This is a genomic window from Micromonospora sp. NPDC093244, assembly GCF_040683695.1.
Lineage (GTDB): Bacteria > Actinomycetota > Actinomycetes > Mycobacteriales > Micromonosporaceae > Micromonospora.
Genome location: NZ_JBFBEO010000001.1, coordinates 1,621,645 through 1,644,776, shown reverse-complemented (window position 1 = coordinate 1,644,776; position 23,132 = coordinate 1,621,645). Strand labels below are relative to the sequence as shown.

Here is a 23,132-nt window from a genome sequence, read left to right as displayed (position 1 = left end):
CGCTCAGATGGTGGGCAGGCCGAGGGCTTCGTCCACGCGGGTCAGGACGGCGACGTCGTCGTCCGGGTTGACCCCACGGAGCAGGTCGATGGCCGTGGCCCGGACCTGGCCGATGATCATGGCGAGGGGGAGCGCCTGCGTCGGGCCGAAGAGTTGTCCGGCCGTGTGCACGGCGGCGAGCGCCGCCTCGTCGGCCCGGCTGGCGTGCCTGTCGGCGACCTCGTCCCGGCCGTCCAGGTCGGCGGCGAGGGCGGCGCCGGCCTCCCGGACCGCCTCGGCGAGCGAGCGCAGCGCCACGCCCAGCTCCGGCGACACCTGTGTGTGCAGCCGGCTGAGCGTCACCCCGGCCCGGGCCAGCACCCGGACGTTGCGGACGGCGTAGTCGATCTGCCGGATGGACTCGTCCACCGACCGCAGTCGTCCGATGTGCCGACGCCTGCGGACGTTGAGCCGCAGCGCCTCGCCGGCGGCGAGCACACCCTCGCGGAGTCCGTCGACCCGGACGTCCATCCCCCGGGCCTGCGTCAGCGCGGCCATCGCGGCCGACTCGTCACGGTGGTCCAGGGCCTCGGCGATCCCGCCCAGCAGGCCGGCCAGCTCGTCGAACGTCCGGCGCACCTCGGCGACAAGCGGAGCCAGCGGGCGCCGGGCGTCGACTAGCAGGCTGGCGGCGAGGGCGACCACCCCGCCGATCAGGGCGTCGACGAAGCGGAACGGCACGAGCGACCCGTCCGGCGGCGCGACCACCACCAGGTACAGCGCGGACACGGCGGCCTGCACCAGCGTCACGCCTGTGGCACCGAAGGCGACCGCGAGCAGGACGGTGAGCAGGATGACAGTGAACACCGTCCAGGTGCTGCCCGGCCCCAGCGCCTGCACCACCAGATCCGCGACCAGCACCCCGGCGGCCACCCCGAGGACGACCTCGACGGCCCGGCGGATGCGCTGACCCCGGGCCTGCCCGAGGACGATGAGCGCGGCGGCCGGCGCGAAGAACGGCTGCGGGTGCCCGAGCAGCCGGGTGGCGAGCAGCCAGGCCACGGTCGCGGCGACGGTGGCCTCCAGCACCGGCCGCCAGCCGTGCCGCAGCCTCCCGCCGGCCACCCGCAGGCCACTGAGCCGCAGCATCCACCCACCTCCCCCGCGCGCCACAGCCGACCGGACCGGCCCTCCGCCGGTCGGCGCACGGCACCCGAGGTGATCGTCTCTCACGGCGCGACGGGCCTGCCCACCGGGCCGCTTCGGCGGGCTGAGAAAGCCGATCTCGACCCAAAACTCCAGAGTATTTCCGTGTGCGTGTCAGCGCCCGGGCGAAGACGACAGTTCGCCGGTACAATCGGCGACTGCCTTGTGACTGATCGCTGACTGCTGATGGTGAAAGCGATCACACACACTGATCCCATGAACGGGAGAGTCAACCGCGGTAGGGCACTCCGCGTCGCGGTGTGCCTCCTTCTTCTCGCCGCGCTCAGCGGCTGCATGCAACTCAACATGGGGCTCACCGTCAACGCCGACGACACGGTCGACGGGCAATTGCTGCTGACGGCCCAGAAGTCCCTGCTGAGCTCGCGGAACAAGAACATCCCGGCCGCCTTCGCCGAGCTGCGGCAGAACATTCCCGCGCTGCCGGCGGGAGAAGAGGTCGGGTACGAGGACGACAAACTCTTCGGCACCCAGATCGTTTACCGCAAGGCGCCGCTCGCCGGTTTCGACACGGAGAGCGTGAAACTGGTCCGCGACGACGACCTGTACCGCTTCTCGCTGCCACTGGATCCGAAGAAATACGGCGGAAAGGTCGCCGAGCAGAATCCACAGAACCAGCAGGCGTTCCTCAAGTTGATGTCGTTCGAGATCTCGGTGACATTTCCTGGCCGGGTGATCGACAGCAATGGCACTGTCAACGGCCGGTCGGTCAGCTGGAAGGTGGATTCCAACCAGGACAAGCCCGCCGAACTGCGCGCGGTCGCCGAGGCGCCACCCCGACCGTCGGCCTCGCCGGCCGCCGCCGGCGACGACGGTGGGTTCCCGTGGCTGCTTGTCGTCGGCGGCGTCCTGTTCGTGGTGCTGCTCGCCGCGGTGGGCGTACTCCTTCTGCGTCGCCGCCGCCCGACGGCGCCGGCGGCGCCCGGTCCGACCTCGCCGGCCCCGCCCCCGGGCGCGGCGGGGCCCGGCTGATCCATCCGGTGGCCGGCTCCGGCCGGCCACGCCCGGCCCCGGCCGCCCGCGACGACGGCGACCGGCCCCGGCGCTCCCATAGGGCGCCGGACCTCACCACCACCACATCCCGGTCGCACCATCGCAGAAAAGGGGGATCGCCGTGAACGATCTCTTCACCTGGGCCGCCCTGGGGACCATCGCCGGCGCGAGCGCCGCCACCCTGCTGGCCACCAACGTCATCGGCGGGCTGATCGGCCCCAGCGGCGACAAGCTCCGCAAGTGGATCGCCATCGCCATCGCGCTGCTGCTGTCCTACGTGACGGCGGCGTTCGCCGACGACGCCGGCGGCGAGAAGTGGGTCATCGCGTTCTTCAACGCGCTCGTCATCTTCTCCGCCGCGCTCGGCGTCAACCAGTTCCCGCCCGGTAACCGGCAGGCGACGCCGACCCAGGTGGCGAGCGGTCGCGAGCCCCGAGTCTTCCGCTCCTGGGTCTGAGGGGGACGTCGTCATGATCTTCGGAATTCTCAGTGCGGCGGCCCTGGTCGGAGTGAGCGCCGTCGTGGGCCTCCTGGCCGGCGGCCCGGTCGGCCTGCTCATCGGCGCCGTCGTGGGCCTGCTGGTCGGCGCGGTCTTCGGCTGGGCGGTGGCCTCCGCCGGGGTGTACGCCCCGGACGCGCGCGGCATCTTCCTCTTCGTCGTCGACCACACCTGGAGCCTGCTGAACACGGTGGTCGGAGCCATCTACCTGGCCGTGCACCTGATCTTCGGGCACTCGCTGGACCGGCCCACCTCACTGGGCAGCGGCCGGGTCAGCGTGGTGGAGGGCGTCTCACCGCGCTACGCCACCACCATCGGCACCGTCTGCGCCGGCTCCAACTCCGGCATCCAGCGGCACGAGGACGTGCACATCTTCCAGGCGCGCCTGCTCGGGCCGCTCTACATCCCGCTGGTGCTGGCGAACTACGTGCTGTTCACCATCGCCCCGATCTGGCTGCTCTACCACGACCACACCAACGCGCCGATCAACAGGTTCACCCGCTACTTCGAGATCGGCGTCTACCCGCACGTGTGGAACGAGGCAATCGCGTACCGGATCCAGGGGACGCCGCCGCGATGACCGCCGACGGGCGCGGACCGATCGAGACGGCCACCGCCGCGCTGGCCACCTGGCTGACCAGCGCGGCGGGGGAACCCGTCCCGATCGGCCCGCCCCGCACCGGCGACGCCGACGGGCTCACCCTCTGGCCCCTCGAACTGCGCCCGGCCCGACAGACCCGCTCCAGCGGCGCGGTCCGCGAGCCGTACCGGTTCACGATCCGCTACCTGCTCTGCGTCACCGGGCCGGCCGGGCTGGACCGCCTCGACCGGGTGCTCGCCGCCGCGACAAGCGACGGCAGCTACCCGGTGGTGCTGGAGGCCGGCGACGCCACCCTGTGGACGGCGTTCGGCGCGGCACCCCGACCGGCGCTGCTCATCGACGTACCCGCGCAGGTGGACCATCCGACCCCGGCCGCGCCACCCGTGCTGCACCCCCTGCGGCTGCGCCAACTCGACGTACGCGCCCTCGCCGGCCGGGTGGTCGGCCCCGAGAACCAACCACTGGCGGCGATGCGCGTCGAACTGCCCGGCAGCCCGTCCGCCACCCACACCGACTCCGACGGCCGGTTCCTGATCGCCGGCGTCCCGCACGACCCGGACAACCCCGCACCGGTACGGCTGCGACTGGCCGGACGGGGCCTCGTGCTCACCGCCGACGTCGACGCGGACGACGACGACATCGTCATCGTCTGCGCGCCGCCGACCAACTGACGCCCAACGGCACAGGAGGACCGATGCCCAGCTACTTCTCCCCCGGCATCTACGTCGAGGAGGTCCCCAGCGGCGCCCGACCCATCGGACCGGCGAGCACAAGCATCGCCGCGTTCGTCGGCGTGGCCCCGAACCGCGGCGCCCACCTGGGCAAGGCGGTACCGGTCAACAACTGGACCGAGTTCCTCAGGCTCTTCGCCGACGGGGACCAGGTGGAGAGCACCCCGCTGGCCCGGGCGGTCTTCGGCTTCCTCGACAACGGGGGCGCCCGCTGCTGGGTGGTCAACGTCGGCGAGGGCGGCGCGATCAGCGGCACCGGTAAGCAACGCGGCGGCCTGCAACTGCTGGAGGCCATCGACGAGATCTCCATCATCGCCGCGCCCGGCTTCCACGACGTGGTGGCCCACGAGGCGTTGCTGAGCATGGCCGAACGCACCCGCACCATGGTCGCGATCTGCGACCCCGCCCCCGACATCGACGACATCTCCGCGTTGACGCGCGTCGCCACGCCGTCCTCCGGAAAGCCCCCGAAACCCGCCGAGGGCACGGGCGCCGCCGCCGGCCCCGGCGGCGGTGGGGAGGGACCGCCGGCGTACCGGCCCCGGCAGTCCGAGTACGGCGCCTTCTACTACCCGTGGCTCCAGGTCCGTGACCCGATCACCGGGGACCTGGAACTGACCCCGCCGAGCGGGCACCTGGCCGGCGTCTGGGCCCGCACCGACGCCCTGCGCGGCGTGCACAAGGCACCAGCCAACGAACCCGTGCGCGGCGCCGTCGACCTGGGCTATCTCGTCACCCGACCCGAACACGACGTGCTCAACCCCAAGGGCGTCAACGTGATCCGCTACTTCGCCGGCGAGGGCATCCGCGTCTGGGGCGCCCGTACGCTCGCCGCCGAGGCCAGCGAGTGGCGGTACCTCAACGTCAGGCGACTCAGCATCGCCATCGAACAGGCCATCGCCAACGGCACCAGGTGGATGGTCTTCGAGCCCAACGACTTCACCCTCTGGCGGTCGATCCGCCGCGACATCGGGGCGTTCCTGACCCGGGTGTGGCGCGACGGCGCGCTGCTCGGACGCAGCCCCGAGGAGGCGTTCTTCGTCAAGTGCGACGAGGAGACCAACCCGCCGGACGTCCGCGACGCGGGCATGGTGATCGCCCACATCGGCATCGCCGTCGTCAAGCCCGCCGAATTCGTGGTGTTCAAGCTGAGCCAGTGGGCCGGCGGCACCGAGACCGAGACGATCGGAGGCTGACATGCCCACCACGGCCGCCCCGCAACCCGGCGCACCCGTCGACCCGTACCGGGCGTACAACTTCCGGCTGCTCATCAACGGCGTCACCAACGGCCACTTCACCGAGATGAGCGGGCTGGAGGTGAACATCCCCGGGCAGCCGTACCGGGAGCACGGCGTCGGCCGGATGCGGATGGTGCCGGGGCAGGCCGAGTACGAGCCGGTGACCCTGCACTTCGGCCTCACCACGTCCCGGGAACTGTGGGACTGGGTGAACGCCACCGCCCAGGGCACAGTCAACCGCCGCAACGTCTCGGTGGTGCTGCTCGACTCCGTGGGCACCGCCGAGGTGCTGCGGTGGAACCTGATCGACGCCTGGCCCACCCGGTGGCGCGGGGCGCACCTCAACACCCTCAGCCACGAGATCGCCATCGCCTCGTTGACCCTGCGCTACGAGGGCCTGGAGCTGGAGACCGGCGGTGCCACCGCGCCGACACCCGCGTAGCTGGCTGGCCGACCGGCTGCGCGCGGGGGCCGGGGCGGTGCACCGTCTCGCCGCCCGGGTCGAGCCGACCGGGGTCGAGTTCGCCCGGGTCGAGCCGGCCGGGGTCGCGTCGGCCGGGGCCGAGCCGGCCGGGGTCGCGTCGCGCCCGCCGGAGGTGCCGCGTCGCTTCGGACAGCCGCCGCAGCACTGGCTGGACCTGGTCACCGCCCACGCGCCGGGCTTGCTGCACGACGTGGACCTCGATCGGTCGCCGGACCTGGGCGCTGCCCCACCGCCCGTCCCGGGCGTCGACGCGCGCGGTGACACCGGGCCGCACGACGACCGGCTCGCCAGGTTCGGAGCCGGTGCGACGGCGTCGCCGCCGCACGGCGGGCCCGGTCTCCCGGCCGGCCCACCCGGTGCCGGGCCCTGGTCCTTGGTCGACGGCGGAGGTCCTCCGACCGCCGGCCCGACCGCTGCGACAGGCCCAAGCGGCGCCACCGGCGCGAGCGGCGCGAGCGGCGCGAGCGGCATGACCGGCCCGAGCGGCACGAGCGGCGTCTCCGGCAGCCGTGCGCCCGGCGGGGGTGCGGCCTTCGACGCGGGCGGTGCGCCTGGCCCGGCATGTGGCGACAGGTGGCTGTCGGCCGTGGCCGCACGGCCCAGCCGACCCGGTGCGAACGGCCGGCCAACCCCCGGTACGGCCAACGGATCAGCGAGAACCGGCGTGACCGGTGGGCAGGGGACGGCGGGCGGCTCCACCGAGACCGATGCGGCGAGCGAACCGGGAGCGGCGGGCGAATTCGGAACGGCGGGCGACCCGCCGACGGGCGCGTTCGGGACCGGCGGGTTTACAGAATCGGTGCGCTCCAGGGCAGCGGAGCGCACCCCACCAGCGGGGCACTCCGGAGCCCTCGGCACGGACCACTGCGTCGAATCCTCGCCGCCGCTGAGTATCGACCGGGGGCTGTCGACGAGCAGGCCGGAACGCCGGCCCGGAGCGGGTGCGCGCGCCGGCGGCCACGAGGTCGGCAGCGCCGGCCCGACCGGCAGCCGTGACACCTCCGGAACGTCCGATGCGCACGGGACCCTGTCGTCGCACACGGATCAGCAGGCGACAGCCCGACCGACGTCGTTGCACCCCCGAACCAGGCCTTTCGGGATCGTAAGAGATGTCGGCCCCTCCGAGGGCGGTTCCCTTGGGAAATCCCCCGTTGCGTCCGGCCGCGCCGCAGCGACGGGCGGCGGGAACGGACGGGGCTACGCGACCGGACCCGAGCCTCGGGGCGGGACCTGGCCGGTCGGTCCGGAGTTCGCGCCAGGGGCGTCGGCCGTCGACCCGTGGCCGGCGCTTCCGGATGACGAACCACTGTGGACGACTTCGGCTCCGCCCTCGGATGCGGCGCGGCTCGCCCGCCTCGACCGGGAACAGGCGGGCGACTGATGGAACGCGTGGCCTTTCTCATCGACTCCTCCGGCGAACGGGTCGACTGCCTGCTCAACCCGGAGACCGTGCAGGTGACGCGGCTCGCCGGCGTACGCCGTCGGGGTGCCGCCGACGGGCAGCTCACCGGGGCGGGGCTGGCCGACGACCCGCTGGTGTTCACCGGCGGCGGCCGCACCGAGCTGGTGCTCGACCTGCTGTTCGACGTCGACTTCGTCCAGGCGCAGGTCCGACCCACCGACGTGCGGATGTTGACGCGTCCGCTGTGGATGCTCGCGGAGAACTCCACAGCCGAGCACGGCTGGCTGCGGCCACCGCTGGTCCGGCTGGTCTGGGGCAAGACCTGGAACGTGCCAGGTGTGATCGTCGCGGTGGCGGAGCGGTTCGACGCGTTCACCGGCACCGGGTCGCCCCGGCGGTCGTGGCTGCGGCTCAAGCTCGTGCGGGCCGCCGAGACGGCCGACCAGGCGCAGGACGGGTTCGCCGAGGAGCTGGCCGCCGCGAGCACCCCGAGCGCCGCGCCGGGCAGCGCCGTGGTCGCCGCCGGTGACGGCGCGGCCGAGCCGGGCCGCTCCGGAGTGCGCTTCGACCTGCTGGCGAACGACGCGCTCGGCTCGCCCCTGCGCTGGCGACTGCTGGCCGAACACAACCGGATCACCGACCCGCTCGCCGTGCCGGCCGGTACCACCCTCGCCGTTCCGCCCGCGGCCGGCGGCCCGCCCGCAGCGGCACGTACCGGATTCGCGCGGGCGGTCGCCGCAGGCACGTCGTTCGTGGGCGCGTCGATCGCCGCCGCGGTTGGCTGGGCCGGCTCGACGCCCGCCCCGGCCGGCGCCACGCCGACCGGCACCGGTCCGACCGCCACAGCTCCGGGAGGTACGCCGTGACCAGCGTCGCGCCCCGGGCGCTCATCGTCCTGCTGGACGATGTCGAACTGGCCGCCGCGGCCCGTCATCGGCTGCGCTCGCTGCGGGTGGCGGCACGGCTGGACCAGCCCACCCAGGCCGAGCTCGTGCTCGCGGCCACCGCCGGGGTCGGTGCGTTCGACCCGGCGGTACGCCCCGGAACGACACTCGGCGTACGCCTCACCGGCCACCCGGACCCGCTGTTCGTCGGGGAGGTCACCGCCGTCGAGGTCGAGTACGCGGCGGACGGCGTCGCGCTGTTGCGGCTGCGGGCGTACGACGCGCTGCATCGACTGCGCAAGCGTCAGGGCTTGCGGGTCTTCACGTCGGTGACCGCCGCCGACCTGGCCGGCGAGCTGTGCGGCGAGGTCGGGTTGGACGTGGCGGCGGAGGCCGACGGGCCCCGGTTGGAGCGGCTGCTCCAGCACCGGCACAGCGATCTGGAGCTGCTGCGCGAGGTGACCGGCCGGGCCGGACTGCACCTGGCCGTCGACGGCGACACGGTGCGGCTGGTGACCCTGGCCGGCTACGGCGAGCCTGTCGCGCTGGCCCTCGGCGCGGGCGTGCACAGCCTGCGGCTGTCCACCAACGCCGACCAGGCCAGCGGTGCCAGCGCGGCACTGGGCTGGCATCCGCAGCGGGCCGAACCGATCAGCCAGCAGGCCGACGAGGCGCGGTGCGCCAGGCCTGCCGGCGACCGGCCGGACCCGGCCGATGTGGGCGCCGACGGGGTACGCACCGCAGTCGACCAGCCGGGGCGCAGCGAGGACGAGCTGGCGGCGCTGGCCCAGGCGCGACTGGACACCCGGGCGGCGGCACTCGTCACCGCCGAGGGCGTGGCCGAGGGCGACCCGGCGCTGCGACCCGGCCGGCGGATCGACCTGAGCGGGGTGCCCGAGGGGGTCGCCGGGGCGTACGTGCTGACCGAGGTGGTGCACACGGTGGACGGCGACGGGCACCTCACCCGGTTCTCCACTGTGCCACCGACCGTCCCGGCGGCCGCGACGGCGGGCGCGGTGGTCACCCTCGGCACGGTCACCGACGTCGCCGACCCGGACGGGTTGGGTCGGGTCCGCCTGACCCTGCCGACGTACGGGGATCTGGACGCCGGGTGGCTGGGCGTGCTCTGCCCGGGGGCGGGTCGCGGCAAGGGCCTGGTGGCGCTCCCCGATCCGGACGACACGGTGCTCGTGGTGCTGCCCGGCGGCGAGCCGGCCTCGGGCATCGTGCTGGGCTCGCTGTTCGGCGCCGTCGAGCCGTACGACGCGGGCATCGACGACGGCAGGGCCCGCCGCTGGACACTGCGGACCGCCGGCGGCCAGTCGATAGTCGTCGACGACGTACGGCGCAGCCTGCGCCTGGGCACCGAGGACGGCAGCTTCCTGGAGCTGACGCCCGATCTGGCCACCCTGCACGCCGCGTCCGACCTGGTGATCTCCGCGCCCGGGCGGGCCCTTGTGGTACGCGCCCGGGGCGTGGACTTCCTGCACGCCGAGTCAACCGAGGACTCGACCACCGCGGCGCGGCAGGCCCGTTCGCTCGCCCGCGCCCACCACGAAGGAGGCGGCTGATGCGCTGGATCCACCGCGACTCGGTGATCACCTGTGACCATGACGGCCGGGTCGAGAACCGCCCGTCGCAGCAGTGGGTGACGGTCTCCGCAGTGCCGGTGCTTGTGGACGACGACCCGGAGGGACGGAAAATCATCGCCTGTCCGAACTACGGTCCGACCATCAAGCCGTGCACGAAGACGGAGTCCCTACGCGTCGGCTACAGCGACTGGCTGCGGATCGACGGGCGGCGGGTGGTGCTGGACAACCTGGAGGGGTTCACCAACGGGACGCCGCCCAACGCGGTCCATCACACGGTGCGCGACCCGCGCCAGCGATTCCTGGGGGCGGACCGGTGAGGGCGTTCCGGTTCGTCGGCGCCGGGTTCGACGCCGGCCGTACCGGCGGGTTGGCGCTCACCGCGGCTGGCGGCCTGGCGATGACCGACGGCGACGAGAGCGTACGCCAGGCGTTGTTCCTGCTGTTGTCGACGACACCTGGTGAGCGGCTGATGCGACCCGGTTACGGCTCACGGCTGCATCGGCTGGTGTTCGCGCCCAACGACGACACGACAGCCGGGTTGGCCATCCACTACGTCAGGCAGGCCATCGCCCGGTGGGAGCCCCGGGTCGAGGTCATCGACGTCGACGCCGGGCCGGATCCGGACGACGCGTGGCGGCTGGTGATCCGGTTGGACTACCGCGTGCGGGCCAGCCTCACCCCCGGGCAGCTGGTCTTCTCCGTGGATCTGTTGCCGGCCGACGAACCCGAGCAGGGAGGATCGTCATGACGTTGCCCGTGCCGCACCTGGACGACCGTGGGTTCCTCGACCTCGTCACCGAGGCCCGGGATCGGATCCGGCAGTCCTGCCCGGCGTGGACCGACCTGTCCGCGCACGACCCGGGGATGGCCCTGGTGGAGGCGTTCGCGCACCTGACCGAGGTGATGATCTACCGGCTGAACCAGTTGCCGGAGAAGGCGTACGTCTCGTTTCTGAACCTGCTCGGGGCCACCCGGCACGCGCCCACCGCGGCCTGGGCGGACGTCCTGTTCACGCGCGGCGGGACCGACCGCGCGGCGGTGCGGATCCCGGCCGGGCTGCGGGTCGCGGCGGCCCGGGGCGCCGATCCGCGGCCTGTCGTGTTCGTCACCACCGAACCGGCGGTGCTGCCCGCCGGTGAGGCGTCGGTGCTGGTTCGGATGCACCACTGCGAGCCGGTCGACGCGGAGCTGCTCGGCGTCGGCACCGGCCAGCCGGGGCAGGTGCTACGGGCGGCCCGCGCTCCCCTGGCGCACACCGCCGAGCCGCTGGACCTGCTGCTCGGCGTCGAGGTGCCGGCCGGCACTGTGGAACTGGGCGCGGCGGCCCGGGAACACGACGGCCGCACGTTCGAGATCTGGCGGCCGGTGGACAACTTCGCCGGGCTCGGCCCGCAGGCCAAGGCGTACCTGGTGGACCGCTGCTCGGGCACCGTCACCTTCGCCCCGGCCCTCGACCTGCGCTCCCCCGCCCCGGCGGGCGAGGGCGCGGCAGGGGGCGAGGGCGCGGCGGGGGCGGCGGCGCCGGTGACCGTGGCGGCGGTGCCGCCGGCCGGGCGTCAGGTGCGGCTCTGGTACCGGGCCGGGGGCGGGCCGACCGGCAACGTGGCGGCGGGCACCCTGACCAGCCTGCGCGATCCGCTGCCCGGGGTGCGGGTGGACAACCCGGCACCGGCCGCCGGCGGGCGGGACATGGAGGCGCTGGAGTCGGTGCTGCTGCGCGGCCCGTACGAGTTCTTCGCCCAGCAACGGGCGGTCACCGCCCGCGACTTCGAGGTGCTGGCCACCAGTTCCGGCGCGGTGGCGCGGGCCCGGGCGTTCACCCGCGCGGCGGTGTACAGCTTCGCCCGCCCGGGCGAGGTCGAGGTGGTGCTGGTGCCGTACGTGCCGGAGACCGCCCGGCCGGGTGGCCGGCTGCCGGTGGCGGTGCTGCGCGAGCACGAGGTGCCCGAGGCGCGGCACCGGGTGGAGACGGACCTGGAGCAGCGCCGGATGGTCGGCATCCGGTCCCGGGCCACCTGGGCCCGGTTCAAGGCGGTGTCGGTCCGCGCCCGGGTGGTGGTGCGGCGGGAGGAGGACGTCGACGCGGTCCGTCGGCGGATCCACGACCGGCTGCACCAGACGTTGAGTCCGCTGCCCACGGCGCTCAACCCGACCGGTTGGCCGTTCGGTGAGCCGCTGCGCGCGTCGAACGTGTACCGGATGCTGGAGCACGCCGAGCCGGGCGTGCGGTACGTCGAGTCGGTCCGGTTCGTGGTGGACGAGGCCCCGGACGCCGACGTCCGTGCGCTCGCCGTCGACCAGTACCAGCCCCGCACCTGGTACGCCGGTCGCGGCGCCGTGCTGTTCCGCTCCAGCAACGCCGGGGCGGGCTGGGAGCCGACCGGCCGGTTCGACACCGAGACGGTGCTGCGGGTGGCGCCCGCGCCGGCGCCGGTGCGGCCGGGCATCGTGCCCCGGGCCGGCGCGGTGGCCGTGGTGACGCTGCGCGGGTCCGGCGGCTCGCGGGTGCACCTGAGCACCGACCTGGGTGAGACGTGGTCGCTGCTCGCCGACCTGGACTCGCGCATCTCCGATGTGGCCTGGCTGGACCGCGACGGCGCGGGCGCGCTGCTGGTGGCCACCGACACCGGCCTGTACGAGGTGTCGCTGCTGCCCGGGGCGGTGCCGTTGCAGATCCTGGTGGACCCGTCCGACGCGGATCGGGGGTTCTACGCGGTGCGCGCGTTCGTCTCCGAGCGGGGCGCGCCGGGTGTGGCGGTGGCGGCGCAGGCCGGCTTCGGGGTGTACCTGTCGACAGCCGGCGGCCGGCCGGGCAGCTTCACGCACATCGGTCTGGCCAACGTGGACAACCGGGTCCTCGCCGTGCAGTACGACGGGCCGGCCACGCTGCTGTGGAGCGGCGCGGGCGAGCCGGACCCGAAGAAACCCGGTCAGGGCTGCCACCGCGCCCGGCTGTTCGAGTCGGACGTGAAGTGGCAGTCCATGCAGGCCGGCTGGATCGGCGGCACCTGCCGGGAGCTGGCGTTCGCCGGGCAGCAGGCGGTGGCGGCCACGCAGAGCGGCGGTGTGGTGCGGCTGGACACCCTGGCCGCCCAACCGCAGTGGCTGCCGGTGTCGGTCAACTGCGGCCTGCCGCTGCGCGACCGCACCCGGTTCGTGCCGGTGGACGCCATCGCCGTGGCCGCCCCGGCAACGGCGACCGGCGGCACAAGCGGCGGCGACCCGGCCGGCGGTACGGCGGAGCGGCTGATCCTGGCCGGCGGCGAACGCGGTGTGCACCGCAGCGCCGACGCCGTCGAGTGGACGCCCAGCGCCAACCAGGCCACCGCCGACGTGGTGACCGTCCCGGACACGTGGCTGCTCTGCTCAGGCGAGCACGACATCGAGGTGGTGCGCCAGGATGCGACGCTCGGCGATTGAACGGCTGCTGCCCGCCGCCTACCAGCGGGCCTGCGTACCGGGCAGCGTGCTCTGGGCGCTGCTGGACGTGATGGAGCACCTGCACGCCCCGGACGAGGCGATCCTCGCCGAGGTGGACGCCCTGTTCGACCCGTACCGCGCGCCGGAGCACCTGGTCGTGCGGTTGACCCGCTGGGTGGCGATGGACCACGTGGTGGCGTCGCCCCGACCGGACGCCCCGCTGCCGCTGCCGGTGGGCCGGCTGCGTGACCTGGTGGCGAACGGCGCGCTGCTGGCCCGGTGGCGGGGCACCCCGTACGGGATGCGCCGCGCCCTGGAGCTGGCCACCGGGGCGGCGGGGTTCGTCATCGACGAGCCCGCCGAGCGACCCTTCCACGTCGTGGTACGGGTGCCGGCGTCCGCCGCCGACCAGCTCGCCGTGATCACCCGCATCGTCGAGGCGGAGAAGCCCGCCTCGACCACCGTCGACATCGTCGTGGAAGAGGAGTCGTCATGACCACCGAGTGGGCGGTAGTCGCCGCCGCCGAGCAGTTCACCCTCGACCCGCGCAACAGCGGGGAGCTGACGTTCACCGTCTCCAATCCGGGCAACGCGCCGGACACCGTGGTGTTCGACGTGGCGCCCGGCGAGGGCTCGCAGCGGGCGTGGTTCACTGTGGCCGAGCCCCAGCGGGTGGTGCCCGGGCAGGGCTCGGTGTCGTTCCTGGTCAAGGTTGCCGTGCCGGCGGGCACTCCGCCCCGGCGCTACGACATGACCGGGTTCGCGTACTCGGCGAACACCGCGCCGGAGGAGAGTTCCCGGTCCAGTGGCCGGGTCACCTACGAGGTGAAGGCGGTCGCGCCGCCCCGGCGTACCCCCTGGTTGTGGATCGCCGCCGCCGCGGCGATGGTGCTGGTGGTGGTGGCCGTCGGGGTGGTGCTGCTGACCCGCGGCGGCGACCCGGCGCCCGGCGAGCCACGGGTGGTCACCGTCGAGGCGGAGAGCCTGGTGGAGGGCGCGGTGATCACGTCGCCGCAGAAGAGCAAGGCGGCCGTGGGTGCGCAGCCCAACTGCTGCGGGGTGACCTGGTCCGGGGACAAGCAGCTCTTCTTCACGGGCCTGGCGATCGGCGATCAGGTCACCGTGACGGTGCAGATCCCGGCGGACGGCACCTGGCGGTTCGCCACCGTGCGGACCACGGCCCCTGACTACGCCAACACCGTCTTCACCATCGACGGCAGCCAGGTCGGCGGCACGTTCCTCGGCTTCACGCCGAAGGTGCAGAAGACGGACTTCCTGGACGTCGGAACGGTCCGGCTGGCCAAGGGACCGCATCAGGTCACGCTGCTGGTGGTCGGCAAGACACAGGGCACGAACTCCTACTTCGCCGGGGTGGACACGATCCGGTTCACCGAGCTCGTCGCGCAGGCCGTCGCGCGATGAGCGGCCGGCAGAAGGCTCTGCTGGGGCTGCTCGCCATCGCGCTCGTGGCGCTGTTCGTGGTCGCGTCCGGCGCGGGCGGCGACGACCGGGGTGATCCGGGGGCGCGGCACGGGCTGGTCGACCGGCTGGGCGCGCTGGGCGGTGAGCGCTTCGCGGTGGACCCGGCGACGGTGAGCGCCGACTGCGCCGACGACGCGGGTCGGCTCGTCTTCTCCGGCGGCTGCGTGGTGCGGGTCCCCGACCCGGGCGGGCTGCGCACCCTCGTGCTGCGCAGCCCGGGGCGGTTCACGGTCGTCGCGCCGGCTCCCGGGGACGCCGACCTGACCGTCCGCGACGAGGTGGAGCCGGCCCCCGACGGTACGTCTGCGGTGGCCAAAGTCGCCGTCGACCGGGCCACCGAGGTGGGCCTGCGCTGCCCCGGCCTGGGCAGTTGCGTCGTCGTCGTGGTCACGTCGTGAACACCGGGAGGGGGTGCCGCCGTGGGTGACCTGCGCAAGCCGTTCCTGCTGCTGGCGATGCTCGCCATCGTGCTGGCGATCGGCGTCGAGCTGGGAGCCGGGCTGCTGCTCGGCGGTGCCGACGCCAGCTCGGCGCTCGCCGACAGCGCCGGCGCGCTCGACGTGGAGATCGACGATGTGTCAGGGGTCAGCGAGCCGTCCGGTCGCGGCACCGGCTACCTGGCGCTTGTCGACGCGGTGGCGGTCTGGAGCACCGGGCTGTTCTGCCTGGGCCTGCTCCTGCCCGAACGCGTCCAGGGCCGGGTGCAGGGTGTCGCCAGCCTGATCTTCTCGATCATCCTGATCATCGTCGGTCTGGTCGCGCTGCTCGTCGCGTTCGTGGAGCTGTCCATCATGGTGTCGCTGTTCCTGGCCGTCCCGTTCGGCACCCTGGCGTACCTGGCCCTGTGGGGGTTCTTCCCGGTCGGTGAGGCGTCGGTGGTGCTGGGCCTCGTGCTGCTGCTCAAGCTGCTCTGGGCGGGGCTGCTGGTGCTGGCCCAGCCGCGCTTTCTGCAGAACAAGGGCCTCGTCCTGCTGATCCTCACCACGCTGCTGTGCACGGTCGTGCTGGAGTTCCTGCACAACCTCGTGCCGGTGATCCTGGTCAGCATCGTGGACGACGTGGCGGCGCTGGTCTTCGCGGTGGTCGCCATCATCTGGGGTCTGGTGCTGTTGATCGGTTCGATCCCGGCGGTCGTCAAGGCCGTCCGGGTGACCGCCGCCCTACCCACCCGCTGACCCGGGTTCGGTGTGTCACGGCGTTGCCGCGACCACTGCCGTGGCCCGGTCCCTGTCGATCGTCCCGTCGAGCACCCACACCCGGTAGCGGCCGTACCGGGTCGCGCCGGCCGGCACCACCGCCGGCCTGTCGAACGCGAACGCCACGCACACACCCGGGTACATCGCGGTCCGCACGAACCACCTGTCGCCGGGCCCGAGCCCCGTGAAGACCAGGGTGTACGCCCCGCCGCCCGGCCCGGTGCCGGTCAGCGCGAGCCACGGCGCCGCGCTGCCGTTGACCGCCTCCTCCCCCGTGGCGTCGGCGGTGAACACCGCCGCTTCGCCGTCGGCGGCGGCCCGCCAGAAGAACCCGCCGTACCCGGCCCCTCCGGGGCGACCATTGGTGGCCGGGCTGCCCAGGCGCACCTCCCGGTCGGCCGGGGCGGTGAGCGCGGAGTCCAGGTCGAGTCGCCAGACGTCCGGCGCGAGGGCCGACGCGGCGAGCCGACGCCGCTCGGTGAGCAGCGTCCGCCCGTGCGGGTCGCGCCACTGCAGCTCGTGCGCCACCTGCTCGTCGGCCCGCTCCGACCAGCAGGTGTGGGCGATGACGCCGTGGTCGTCGCGCCACGTGTAGCCGACGTCGCGTACGTAGGTGCGTCCGCCCCAGAGGTTGGTGCCGTTGACGTCCTGCACGGCCAGGGAGGCGCCGAGGTGCCACACGTGGTCGGCGGGCAGCGCGTCGGTGACCACAGTGCCGCCGAGGGTGCGCACCGGGTGCAGGTACGGCCGGGGTCCGTGCCGCGCGTCGAGCGCCGGGTCGAGCACGTACCGGGCCACCTCCCTCGCCCCGAGCAGCAGCCGCGCCGGCTCCTCCCGCTCGCCGTTCACGGCAGGCCCGCGCGGGCGGGGGCGGCCAACCGGCGGGCGACGGCGTGCAGGGCGGCCACGGTGTAGCCGGCGAGGATCGGCACCGCCACCGGCGTGACCAGGACGGCGAGCACTCCGGCCAGCACCGCGACCCCGCTCAGCGCCGCCCAGCGGGTGGGCGCGTCCAGGCAGGCCCGGGCGGCCGTGCGCGCCGCGCCGCGCCAGGGCGCGCCGCCGCCCACCTCGACGACTACCAGCCCGGCGTACCCGAGCAGACCGGCCGTGACGAGCGCGGTCACCAGCAACGCAGGCGGGCCGCCGGGCACCCGGCCGGTCGCCAGCGCGGCCAGGTCGGCGGCGAGCAGGCCGGCCACGGCCAGGGCGACGAGGCTCACCGGTACGCCGGGCAGCACCGCGCCGCCGAACCGGCGCAGGGTGGCGCGCGCCGACGGCCACCTGCCGGTACGCGTCCAGGTGTGCACGGCCGCGCTGGCCGTGCTCACCGCTGCGGCGGCGGTGAGCAGCGGCGCCGCGGCGACTGTCAGCAGGATGCCGAGCAGCGCCAGGTCGGCGGCGTCGCGGGCGACGTCGCGCCAGTCCCGCCTCCCGCCGGCGTCGGCCGGTTCAGCCCTTGATGCCACTGGTGTTGATCCCCTCGACGAGCATCCGCTGGAACGCGACGAAGAACAGGAAGACCGGCAGCAGCGACAGCACCGACATGGCGAACATCGGCCCGACCGCGCTCTGACTCGTCGAGTCGATGAACAGGGTCAGCGCGACGGGCACCGTGTAGTCCTCCAGTTGGGACAGGAAGACCAGCTGGCGGAAGAAGTCGTTCCACGTCCAGATGAAGGAGAAGATGGCTGTGGTGACCAGGGCGGGGCGGCTCAGCGGCAGGATGATGTGCCGGAAGATGCCGAACGGGCCGGCGCCGTCGATCCGGGCCGCCTCGTCCAGCTCCCGTGGGACGCCCCGCATGAACTGCACCATCAGGAAGACGAAGAACGCCTCGGTGGCGAGGAACTGCGGGATGAGCAGCGGCAGGTACGGCCACTCGCCGCCGACCAGCCCGAGCGTGCGGAACAGGATGTACTGGGGCACGATCAGCACGTGCTGGGGCAGCAGCAGCGTGCCGATCATGACGGCGAACCACAGGCCCCGCAGCCGGAATCGCAGCCGGGCGAAGGCGTACGCGGCGAGCAGGCAGGAGAGCCCGTTGCCGACGACGGTGAGCAGGCTGACCATTGCGCTGTTGAGGAAGAACCGGCCGAAGCTGACGTCGAAGTTGGACCACCCGGCGGTGTAGTTGCCCGGGGTGAACCGCTCCGGCAGCAGCCCGACGTTGTTGACGATCTCCTCCTGGGACTTCACCGACGTGCCCACCATCCAGATCAGCGGGTAGAGCACCACGGCGACGATCACCACGAGGATCAGCAGTCGCAGCAGCGACCGCCCGGTCGGGCGTCGCCGGGCGGCCGGCACCTGGGTCACCGCCACCATCACCGGTCCTCCCCGTCGGAGTAGTGCACCCAGAACCGCCCGGTGCTGAAGAAGACCGCGGTGATCACCCCGATGGCGAGCAGGAACACCCACGCCATGGCCGACGCGTAGCCCATCTCGAGGTCGGTGAAGCCGGTGATGTAGAGGTTCAGCGTGTACATGAGTGTGGAGTCGACCGGGCCGCCGGTGCCGTTGCTGAGCACGAACGCGGCGGTGAAGCCCTGGAATCCGTTGATCGTCTCCAGGACCAGGTTGAAGAAGATGACAGGGGAGAGCATCGGCAGGGTGACGTTGCGGAACTGCCGGAACCTGCCGGCCCCGTCGACCGAGGCGGCCTCGTACAGCTCGGTGGGCACCTGCTTGAGACCGGCCAGGAAGATCACCATGGGTGCGCCGAACTGCCAGATGGCCAGCACCATCAGGGTCTGAAGGGCCCAGTCCGGGTCGTTCACCCAGGGCTTGCCCTGGATGCCGAAGAGGCTCAGGAACGAGTTGAACGCGCCGTCGCGGTTGAACATGTTGACCCAGACGATGGCCAGCGCGACGCTGCCGCCGAGCAGCGACGGTAGGTAGAACAGGCCGCGGAACAGACCGACGCCGCGCCAGGCGCGGTTGAGCAGCAGTGCCACGCCGAGCGCCGCGGCGAGCTTGAGCGGTACGGCGACCAGCGCGAAGGTCACTGTGACCCGCACGGCGTGCCAGTACGACGGGTCGGAGGTGAACATCCGCTCGTAGTTGGCCAACCCCACCCACCGCACCTCGGAGAACGGGGTGAGGATGTCGTAGTTGGTGAAGCTCAGGTAGAGCGACAGCAGCATGGGGACCGCCGTGACACCCATCAGGCCGATGAGCCACGGCGACAGGAAGACGTACCCCGCCAGACCTTCGCTGTGCCGGAGGCCGGGCCCACGCCTGCCGGCGTGGGCCCGGTTCGTTCCGGGGCCGCGTCGGGTCGGGTCGGGTGCCGTGGTCAACGCCACGAGCAGCTCCTCTCCTCGCCTGGTGGGGCGGTCAGGCGATGGCGGCCTTGCACGCCTCGACGAACTGGGCGGCGGCCGCGGCGGGGGTTGCCCGGCCGTACTGGGCGTTCTCGGCGGCCTTGATCAGTTCGGACTTGACCTTGCTGTGGCCCTTGATCGGCACCTGCGGGGACTTGCCGAACTTCTGGGTCAGCTCCGCCTCGACGGCGATGGACTGCTTCATGGCCGGGTCGGTGGTGTCGTCGCTGACCACCCGACGCAGGTCCAGGTTGGACGGCAGGCCGCGGTCGGTGCCGAGCAGCGTGACCGCCTCCTGGTCGTTGTTCAGGAAGTTGATCACGTCGACGGCGACGTCCCTGTGCTTGCTGCCCTTGAACACCGACCAGTACATCGACGCCCGGGCCCACTGCGCGCTCGGGTCACCGGGGTAGGCGACCACGCCCAGCTCGTCCTTGGTGTTCTTCTTCAGGTCCGGCATCTGGTTGGCCCAGACCCAGGAGGTGGCCGACTTGCCGGTGACCACCAACTGCTTGGTGACGTCGCTGGAGTTGCCCTCGTGGATGACGTCGGCGCTCGGGGTGGCCCTGCGGTCCCGGGCGCCCTTCCACAGGTCGAACCACCTGGTCACGTCCTCGACGGCGAAGCCGAGCTCCTTGCCCTGGTAGAGGTCCTTTCCCTGCTGGCGCAGCCAGACCCAGAAAGCCTTGTAGTCGGCGCTCGGGTCCTGCGTGCCCGGCACCTTGGTCTTCGCGGTGACCTGCTCGGCCCAGGCGATGTGCTGCTCCCACGACATCCCGGTGGTGGGCTCGGGCAGGTTGTGCTTGGTCAGCAGCGTCTTGTTGTAGACCAGGCCCTGGGTGTTCTCCCCGGCGGCCAGGCCGGCGAGCTTGCCGTCGACAACCCCGTACTGCCAGAGGCTCTCGGGGAACTTCGAGGTGTCCAGCTTGCCGGACTTCTGGTAGGAGGTCAGGTCGAGCGTGGTGCTGCGGGCCGCGTACTCGGCCAGGTAGTTGTCGTCGATCTGGAACAGGTCCGGCGGGTTGCCGCCGGCGGTGAGCGTCGCCAGCTTGTCGAAGTAGCCCTGGTTGGCCTGCCAGGTCGTCTCGAATGTCACGTTCGGGTGCTTCTTGGTGTAGAGGGCGAGGGCGTCCTCGGTCAGCTTGGCCCGCGCGTCGCCGCCCCACCAGAAGATGGAGAGCTTGACCGGGGCGTTCGGGTCGGCGGCGGAGCCGTCGTCCCCGCAGGCGGCGGCACCGAACATCAGCGGCGCGGCGACCGTCGCGGCGAGCAGGCCGCGCAGCAGCCGCCGTCTGGGCAGCGGGGTACGGTGATGACGCCCGACGGGCGTGTCAGTGGTGGGGGGCGTTGCGGCGTGCATGAGCGCTCACTCCTCGGCATTAGGAGGCGACGGCGTCACCGGTGGCCGTGGTCGGGGTGCCCGGGCCCGCAGGGCAATGCGGGTCCGGGCCACGCGAAGCGGCCGGGGGACGTGCCGGTCGGGCCCGTGGGCCCGGGCCGGTCGAGTCGCGGATGACCAGGTCGGTCTGGAGCATTACCTGTGCGGTGGTACGACGGACGCCGAGCGCCGTGCCGGCGCCGAGCCCCCGCGCGCCGCGCGGTGACTCGATGTCCTGTTGCAGCAGCATGTCGACGGCCGTCCGGCCGGCGGCCGCGGTGGGTGTGGCCACCGTCGTCAGTTTGGGTCGGGTGAGCCGACTCAGGGCGATGTCGTCGACCCCGACGACGCTCACCTCCTGCGGCACCCGGACCCCGAGCGCGTCGAGCCCCTCGATGAGGCCGATCGCCATCAAATCGTTGTAGGCGAGCACGGCCGACACGCCGCTGCGCCGGACCTGCTCGGCGACGGCGGAGCCGCCGGTCTCGGTGGGCGCGTTCGGGCCGAGCATGGTCAGTTCGGCGCCGCCGGCGCGGGCGGCCGTAGCGGCGGCGCGGCGCATCTCCCGGTTGGTCCACGAGCTGCGCGGCCCGCCGAGCAACGCGATGCGGTGGTGGCCGAGGCCGATCAGGTGCTCGATCGCCGCGCGGGCGCCCTGCCCGACGTCCATCAGGACGCAGGGCAGGCCGGTGACCTGACGGTTCACCACCACCAGCGGCACCTCGCGGCTGAGCTGTTCGATGAGGCTGTTGCTCATCCGCGGGCTGCACAGCAGCACCCCGTCCACCTGTTTGGCGAGCGCGTGGACCAGCTCCTCCTCGGCTGTCGGGTCCTCGTTGGTGTCGGCCACGAAGACGTGGTAGTCGCGGTGCCGGGCCTGGCTCTCCGCCGCCTTGATCAGCGGCGGGAAGAACGGGTTCGCGATGTCGGCGATGATCAGCCCGATGTTGTGGGTACGGCCGGTGATCAGGGCGCGGGCGGCCCGGTTCGGCCGGTAGCCCAGGTCCTCCGCGCAGGCCAGCACGCGTACCCGGGTCTCCGGGTTGACCAGGTGCGGCGCGGAGAAGGTGCGGGACACGGTGGAGATGTGCACACCGGACGCCCGGGCGACGTCCCGGATGGTGACTGGCACGGCGGCCCTTTCGTCCGATGTGGCGGCGGTCACGTGGGTGCCGCCAATTAATGCAAACGGTTGCTCCAGTGTCAACGGTGGATGGTTACGGTTCTGTTGCGCCGAGGCTCCCAGTGGTGATCTACAGGCCCATAAATAGGAACATTTACCGCCGATTACGTCGTCGGCGTTGACGCCATCGGATCGACCGTGATTACTTCACTGCAAACCTTTGCAGGATCACCGGGAGGCCACCGAATGTCATCCAGAGCCGGCGGACGGGTCCGGTACGCAGTCGTGGGCACCGGCGCGCGGGCCGAGATGTTCGTGCGCGCCCTGGTGCTGGACCACCCCGACACCACCGAGCTGGTCGCCTTCGCCGACACCAACAAGGCCCGGATGGACGCGCACAACCGCTGGCTGGCCGAGCTGGGCCACCGTCACGTGCCCGCGTACCAGGCCGGGGACTTCGCGGCCATGCTGGACTCCGAACGCGTCGACGTCGTCCTGGTCACCAGCGTGGACGTCACCCACGACGAGTACGTGGTGGCCGCCCTGCGGGCCGGCCGGGACGTGGTGACCGAGAAGCCGATGACAGTGGACGCGCCCCGCTGCCGGCGCATCCTCGACGCGGTGGCCGAGACCGGCGGCCGGGTGACAGTGGCCTTCAACTACCGCTACAACCCGTTGCACGAACAGGTCCGGCGGCTGCTCGCCGACGGCGCCGTCGGTGAGATCGGCTCGGTGCACTTCGAGTGGCTGCTCGACGTACGCCACGGCGCCGACTATTTCCGCCGCTGGCACCGCGACAAGGCCACCTCCGGCGGGCTCATGGTGCACAAGGCCAGCCACCACTTCGACCTGGTCAACTGGTGGCTGGCCGCCACCCCGGTCGAGGTGTACGCCGCCGGTCGCCTCTTCTTCTACGGCGACGGTGGCCGCCGGCACGGCTACGCCCGCGACTACGAACGTGCGCACGGCTCCCCCGCCGCCGTCGACGACCCGTTCGCGTTGCGACTCGACGCGCACCCCCGGCTGCGCGAGTTGTACCTCGACGCCGAGGCCGAGGACGGCTACCAGCGCGACCGCAACGTCTTCGCCCCCGGGGTCAGCATCGAGGACGACATGGCGGTGCTCGCCCGCTACTCCACAGGCGCCACGATGACCTACCACCTCACCGCGTACGCGCCCTGGGAGGGCTACCGGGTGATGGTCAACGGCAGTCGGGGCCGGCTGGAGCTGGAGGTCACCGAGAACGACTTCGTCGACCGGGGCACCGCCGGCGCGGTCAAGGGCGCCGCCCTGCACGGCGCCGAGGCGCCGGCCGAGGGCGGTGGCGCGACACTCACGCTGCGCCCGTTCTGGGAGCCACCTCGACAGATTCCCGTCGAGGGCCGTACCCGGCACGGCCACGGCGGCGCGGACGCCCGGATGACAGGCGTGCTCCTGGGCGGCCGACCCGACCCGCTGGACCGCGCCGCGACCGCCGACGACGGCGCGTTGGCCCTGCTCACCGGCCTGGCCGCCAACCGGTCCTTCGAGACCGGCCAACCGGTCCGGGTCGCCGACCTGCTCACCCTCCCCTGACCACC

Annotated in this window: 23 protein-coding genes; 16 read left to right on the top strand and 7 right to left on the bottom strand. The window is 72.8% G+C overall.

Going from position 1 to position 23,132, the window contains the following annotated elements:
- Nucleotides 1-3 precede the first annotated feature (3 nt).
- Nucleotides 4-1,128 carry an FUSC family protein gene (locus AB0N27_RS07275; protein ID WP_364364520.1) on the bottom strand — a complete coding sequence of 375 codons (1,125 nt, stop codon included), beginning with the start codon at nucleotides 1,126-1,128 and terminating at the stop codon, nucleotides 4-6.
- Between the two features lie 273 nt (nucleotides 1,129-1,401).
- Between AB0N27_RS07275 and AB0N27_RS07270 the strand changes: the two genes are divergently transcribed.
- From AB0N27_RS07270 to AB0N27_RS07200, 15 genes are all read left to right on the top strand, one after another.
- Entirely contained in the window at nucleotides 1,402-2,175 is a 774-nt protein-coding gene (locus tag AB0N27_RS07270) for a DUF3153 domain-containing protein (protein WP_364364518.1), read from the top strand.
- A gap of 142 nt (nucleotides 2,176-2,317) precedes the next feature.
- Nucleotides 2,318-2,653: a hypothetical protein gene (locus AB0N27_RS07265; protein WP_030327513.1), complete on the top strand. Its 336-nt coding sequence runs from the start codon at nucleotides 2,318-2,320 to the stop codon at nucleotides 2,651-2,653.
- 13 nt (nucleotides 2,654-2,666) lie between these two features.
- Nucleotides 2,667-3,275 carry a glycine zipper family protein gene (locus tag AB0N27_RS07260; protein WP_364364515.1) on the top strand — a complete coding sequence of 203 codons (609 nt, stop codon included), beginning with the start codon at nucleotides 2,667-2,669 and terminating at the stop codon, nucleotides 3,273-3,275.
- Nucleotides 3,272-3,967, top strand: a complete 696-nt coding sequence (locus AB0N27_RS07255) for a carboxypeptidase regulatory-like domain-containing protein (RefSeq protein WP_364364512.1) — start codon at nucleotides 3,272-3,274, stop codon at nucleotides 3,965-3,967. The genes AB0N27_RS07260 and AB0N27_RS07255 overlap by 4 nt, the downstream gene beginning before the upstream one ends.
- A gap of 23 nt (nucleotides 3,968-3,990) precedes the next feature.
- Complete coding sequence (locus tag AB0N27_RS07250; RefSeq protein ID WP_364364509.1) at nucleotides 3,991-5,223, top strand: phage tail sheath subtilisin-like domain-containing protein; 1,233 nt, start codon at nucleotides 3,991-3,993, stop codon at nucleotides 5,221-5,223.
- A gap of 1 nt (nucleotide 5,224) precedes the next feature.
- Complete coding sequence (locus AB0N27_RS07245) at nucleotides 5,225-5,707, top strand: phage tail protein (RefSeq protein ID WP_139583370.1); 483 nt, start codon at nucleotides 5,225-5,227, stop codon at nucleotides 5,705-5,707.
- Nucleotides 5,708-7,129: 1,422 nt separating this feature from the next.
- The gene (locus AB0N27_RS07240) at nucleotides 7,130-8,017 is read left to right on the top strand and encodes a hypothetical protein (protein WP_364364506.1); all 888 of its coding nucleotides are present in this window, start codon (nucleotides 7,130-7,132) and stop codon (nucleotides 8,015-8,017) included.
- Entirely contained in the window at nucleotides 8,014-9,606 is a 1,593-nt protein-coding gene (locus tag AB0N27_RS07235) for a phage baseplate assembly protein V (RefSeq protein WP_364364503.1), read from the top strand. Before AB0N27_RS07240 ends, AB0N27_RS07235 begins: the two co-directional genes overlap by 4 nt.
- A complete protein-coding gene (locus tag AB0N27_RS07230) occupies nucleotides 9,606-9,944 on the top strand; it encodes a hypothetical protein (RefSeq protein WP_364364500.1) in 339 nt (112 codons plus the stop codon). The genes AB0N27_RS07235 and AB0N27_RS07230 overlap by 1 nt, the downstream gene beginning before the upstream one ends.
- Complete coding sequence (locus AB0N27_RS07225) at nucleotides 9,941-10,375, top strand: GPW/gp25 family protein (protein ID WP_139583374.1); 435 nt, start codon at nucleotides 9,941-9,943, stop codon at nucleotides 10,373-10,375. The genes AB0N27_RS07230 and AB0N27_RS07225 overlap by 4 nt, the downstream gene beginning before the upstream one ends.
- A complete protein-coding gene (locus tag AB0N27_RS07220) occupies nucleotides 10,372-13,047 on the top strand; it encodes a putative baseplate assembly protein (protein WP_364364496.1) in 2,676 nt (891 codons plus the stop codon). Before AB0N27_RS07225 ends, AB0N27_RS07220 begins: the two co-directional genes overlap by 4 nt.
- Nucleotides 13,028-13,543, top strand: a complete 516-nt coding sequence (locus tag AB0N27_RS07215) for a phage tail protein (RefSeq protein ID WP_364364493.1) — start codon at nucleotides 13,028-13,030, stop codon at nucleotides 13,541-13,543. Before AB0N27_RS07220 ends, AB0N27_RS07215 begins: the two co-directional genes overlap by 20 nt.
- Nucleotides 13,540-14,469: a hypothetical protein gene (locus AB0N27_RS07210; protein WP_364364490.1), complete on the top strand. Its 930-nt coding sequence runs from the start codon at nucleotides 13,540-13,542 to the stop codon at nucleotides 14,467-14,469. Before AB0N27_RS07215 ends, AB0N27_RS07210 begins: the two co-directional genes overlap by 4 nt.
- Nucleotides 14,466-14,927 carry a hypothetical protein gene (locus AB0N27_RS07205; RefSeq protein ID WP_364364487.1) on the top strand — a complete coding sequence of 154 codons (462 nt, stop codon included), beginning with the start codon at nucleotides 14,466-14,468 and terminating at the stop codon, nucleotides 14,925-14,927. The genes AB0N27_RS07210 and AB0N27_RS07205 overlap by 4 nt, the downstream gene beginning before the upstream one ends.
- Nucleotides 14,928-14,948: 21 nt before the next feature.
- On the top strand, nucleotides 14,949-15,704 hold the full coding sequence (locus AB0N27_RS07200; RefSeq protein ID WP_364364484.1) for a hypothetical protein: 756 nt from the start codon (nucleotides 14,949-14,951) through the stop codon (nucleotides 15,702-15,704).
- Between the two features lie 15 nt (nucleotides 15,705-15,719).
- Here the strand turns inward: AB0N27_RS07200 and AB0N27_RS07195 are convergent, their stop codons facing one another.
- The 6 genes from AB0N27_RS07195 to AB0N27_RS07170 are packed head-to-tail and all read right to left on the bottom strand — an operon-like array spanning nucleotide 15,720 to nucleotide 21,561.
- Nucleotides 15,720-16,574 (bottom strand): PmoA family protein, encoded by an 855-nt coding sequence (locus AB0N27_RS07195; protein WP_364364481.1) that lies wholly within the window; start codon nucleotides 16,572-16,574, stop codon nucleotides 15,720-15,722.
- On the bottom strand, nucleotides 16,571-17,194 hold the full coding sequence (locus AB0N27_RS07190) for a hypothetical protein (protein ID WP_364364478.1): 624 nt from the start codon (nucleotides 17,192-17,194) through the stop codon (nucleotides 16,571-16,573). Before AB0N27_RS07190 ends, AB0N27_RS07195 begins: the two co-directional genes overlap by 4 nt.
- Nucleotides 17,178-18,053, bottom strand: a complete 876-nt coding sequence (locus AB0N27_RS07185; protein WP_364364475.1) for a carbohydrate ABC transporter permease — start codon at nucleotides 18,051-18,053, stop codon at nucleotides 17,178-17,180. Before AB0N27_RS07185 ends, AB0N27_RS07190 begins: the two co-directional genes overlap by 17 nt.
- Nucleotides 18,053-19,033 carry a sugar ABC transporter permease gene (locus AB0N27_RS07180; protein ID WP_364364472.1) on the bottom strand — a complete coding sequence of 327 codons (981 nt, stop codon included), beginning with the start codon at nucleotides 19,031-19,033 and terminating at the stop codon, nucleotides 18,053-18,055. Before AB0N27_RS07180 ends, AB0N27_RS07185 begins: the two co-directional genes overlap by 1 nt.
- Nucleotides 19,034-19,064: 31 nt before the next feature.
- Nucleotides 19,065-20,411: an extracellular solute-binding protein gene (locus tag AB0N27_RS07175; RefSeq protein ID WP_364364469.1), complete on the bottom strand. Its 1,347-nt coding sequence runs from the start codon at nucleotides 20,409-20,411 to the stop codon at nucleotides 19,065-19,067.
- 19 nt (nucleotides 20,412-20,430) lie between these two features.
- Nucleotides 20,431-21,561, bottom strand: coding sequence for a LacI family DNA-binding transcriptional regulator (locus AB0N27_RS07170; protein ID WP_364364466.1), 1,131 nt, complete (start codon nucleotides 21,559-21,561; stop codon nucleotides 20,431-20,433).
- Between the two features lie 237 nt (nucleotides 21,562-21,798).
- Here AB0N27_RS07170 and AB0N27_RS07165 point away from each other — a divergent pair, with 237 nt between their 5' ends.
- Nucleotides 21,799-23,127, top strand: coding sequence for a Gfo/Idh/MocA family oxidoreductase (locus AB0N27_RS07165; protein WP_364364463.1), 1,329 nt, complete (start codon nucleotides 21,799-21,801; stop codon nucleotides 23,125-23,127).
- The last annotated feature ends 5 nt before the right edge of the window (nucleotides 23,128-23,132 follow it).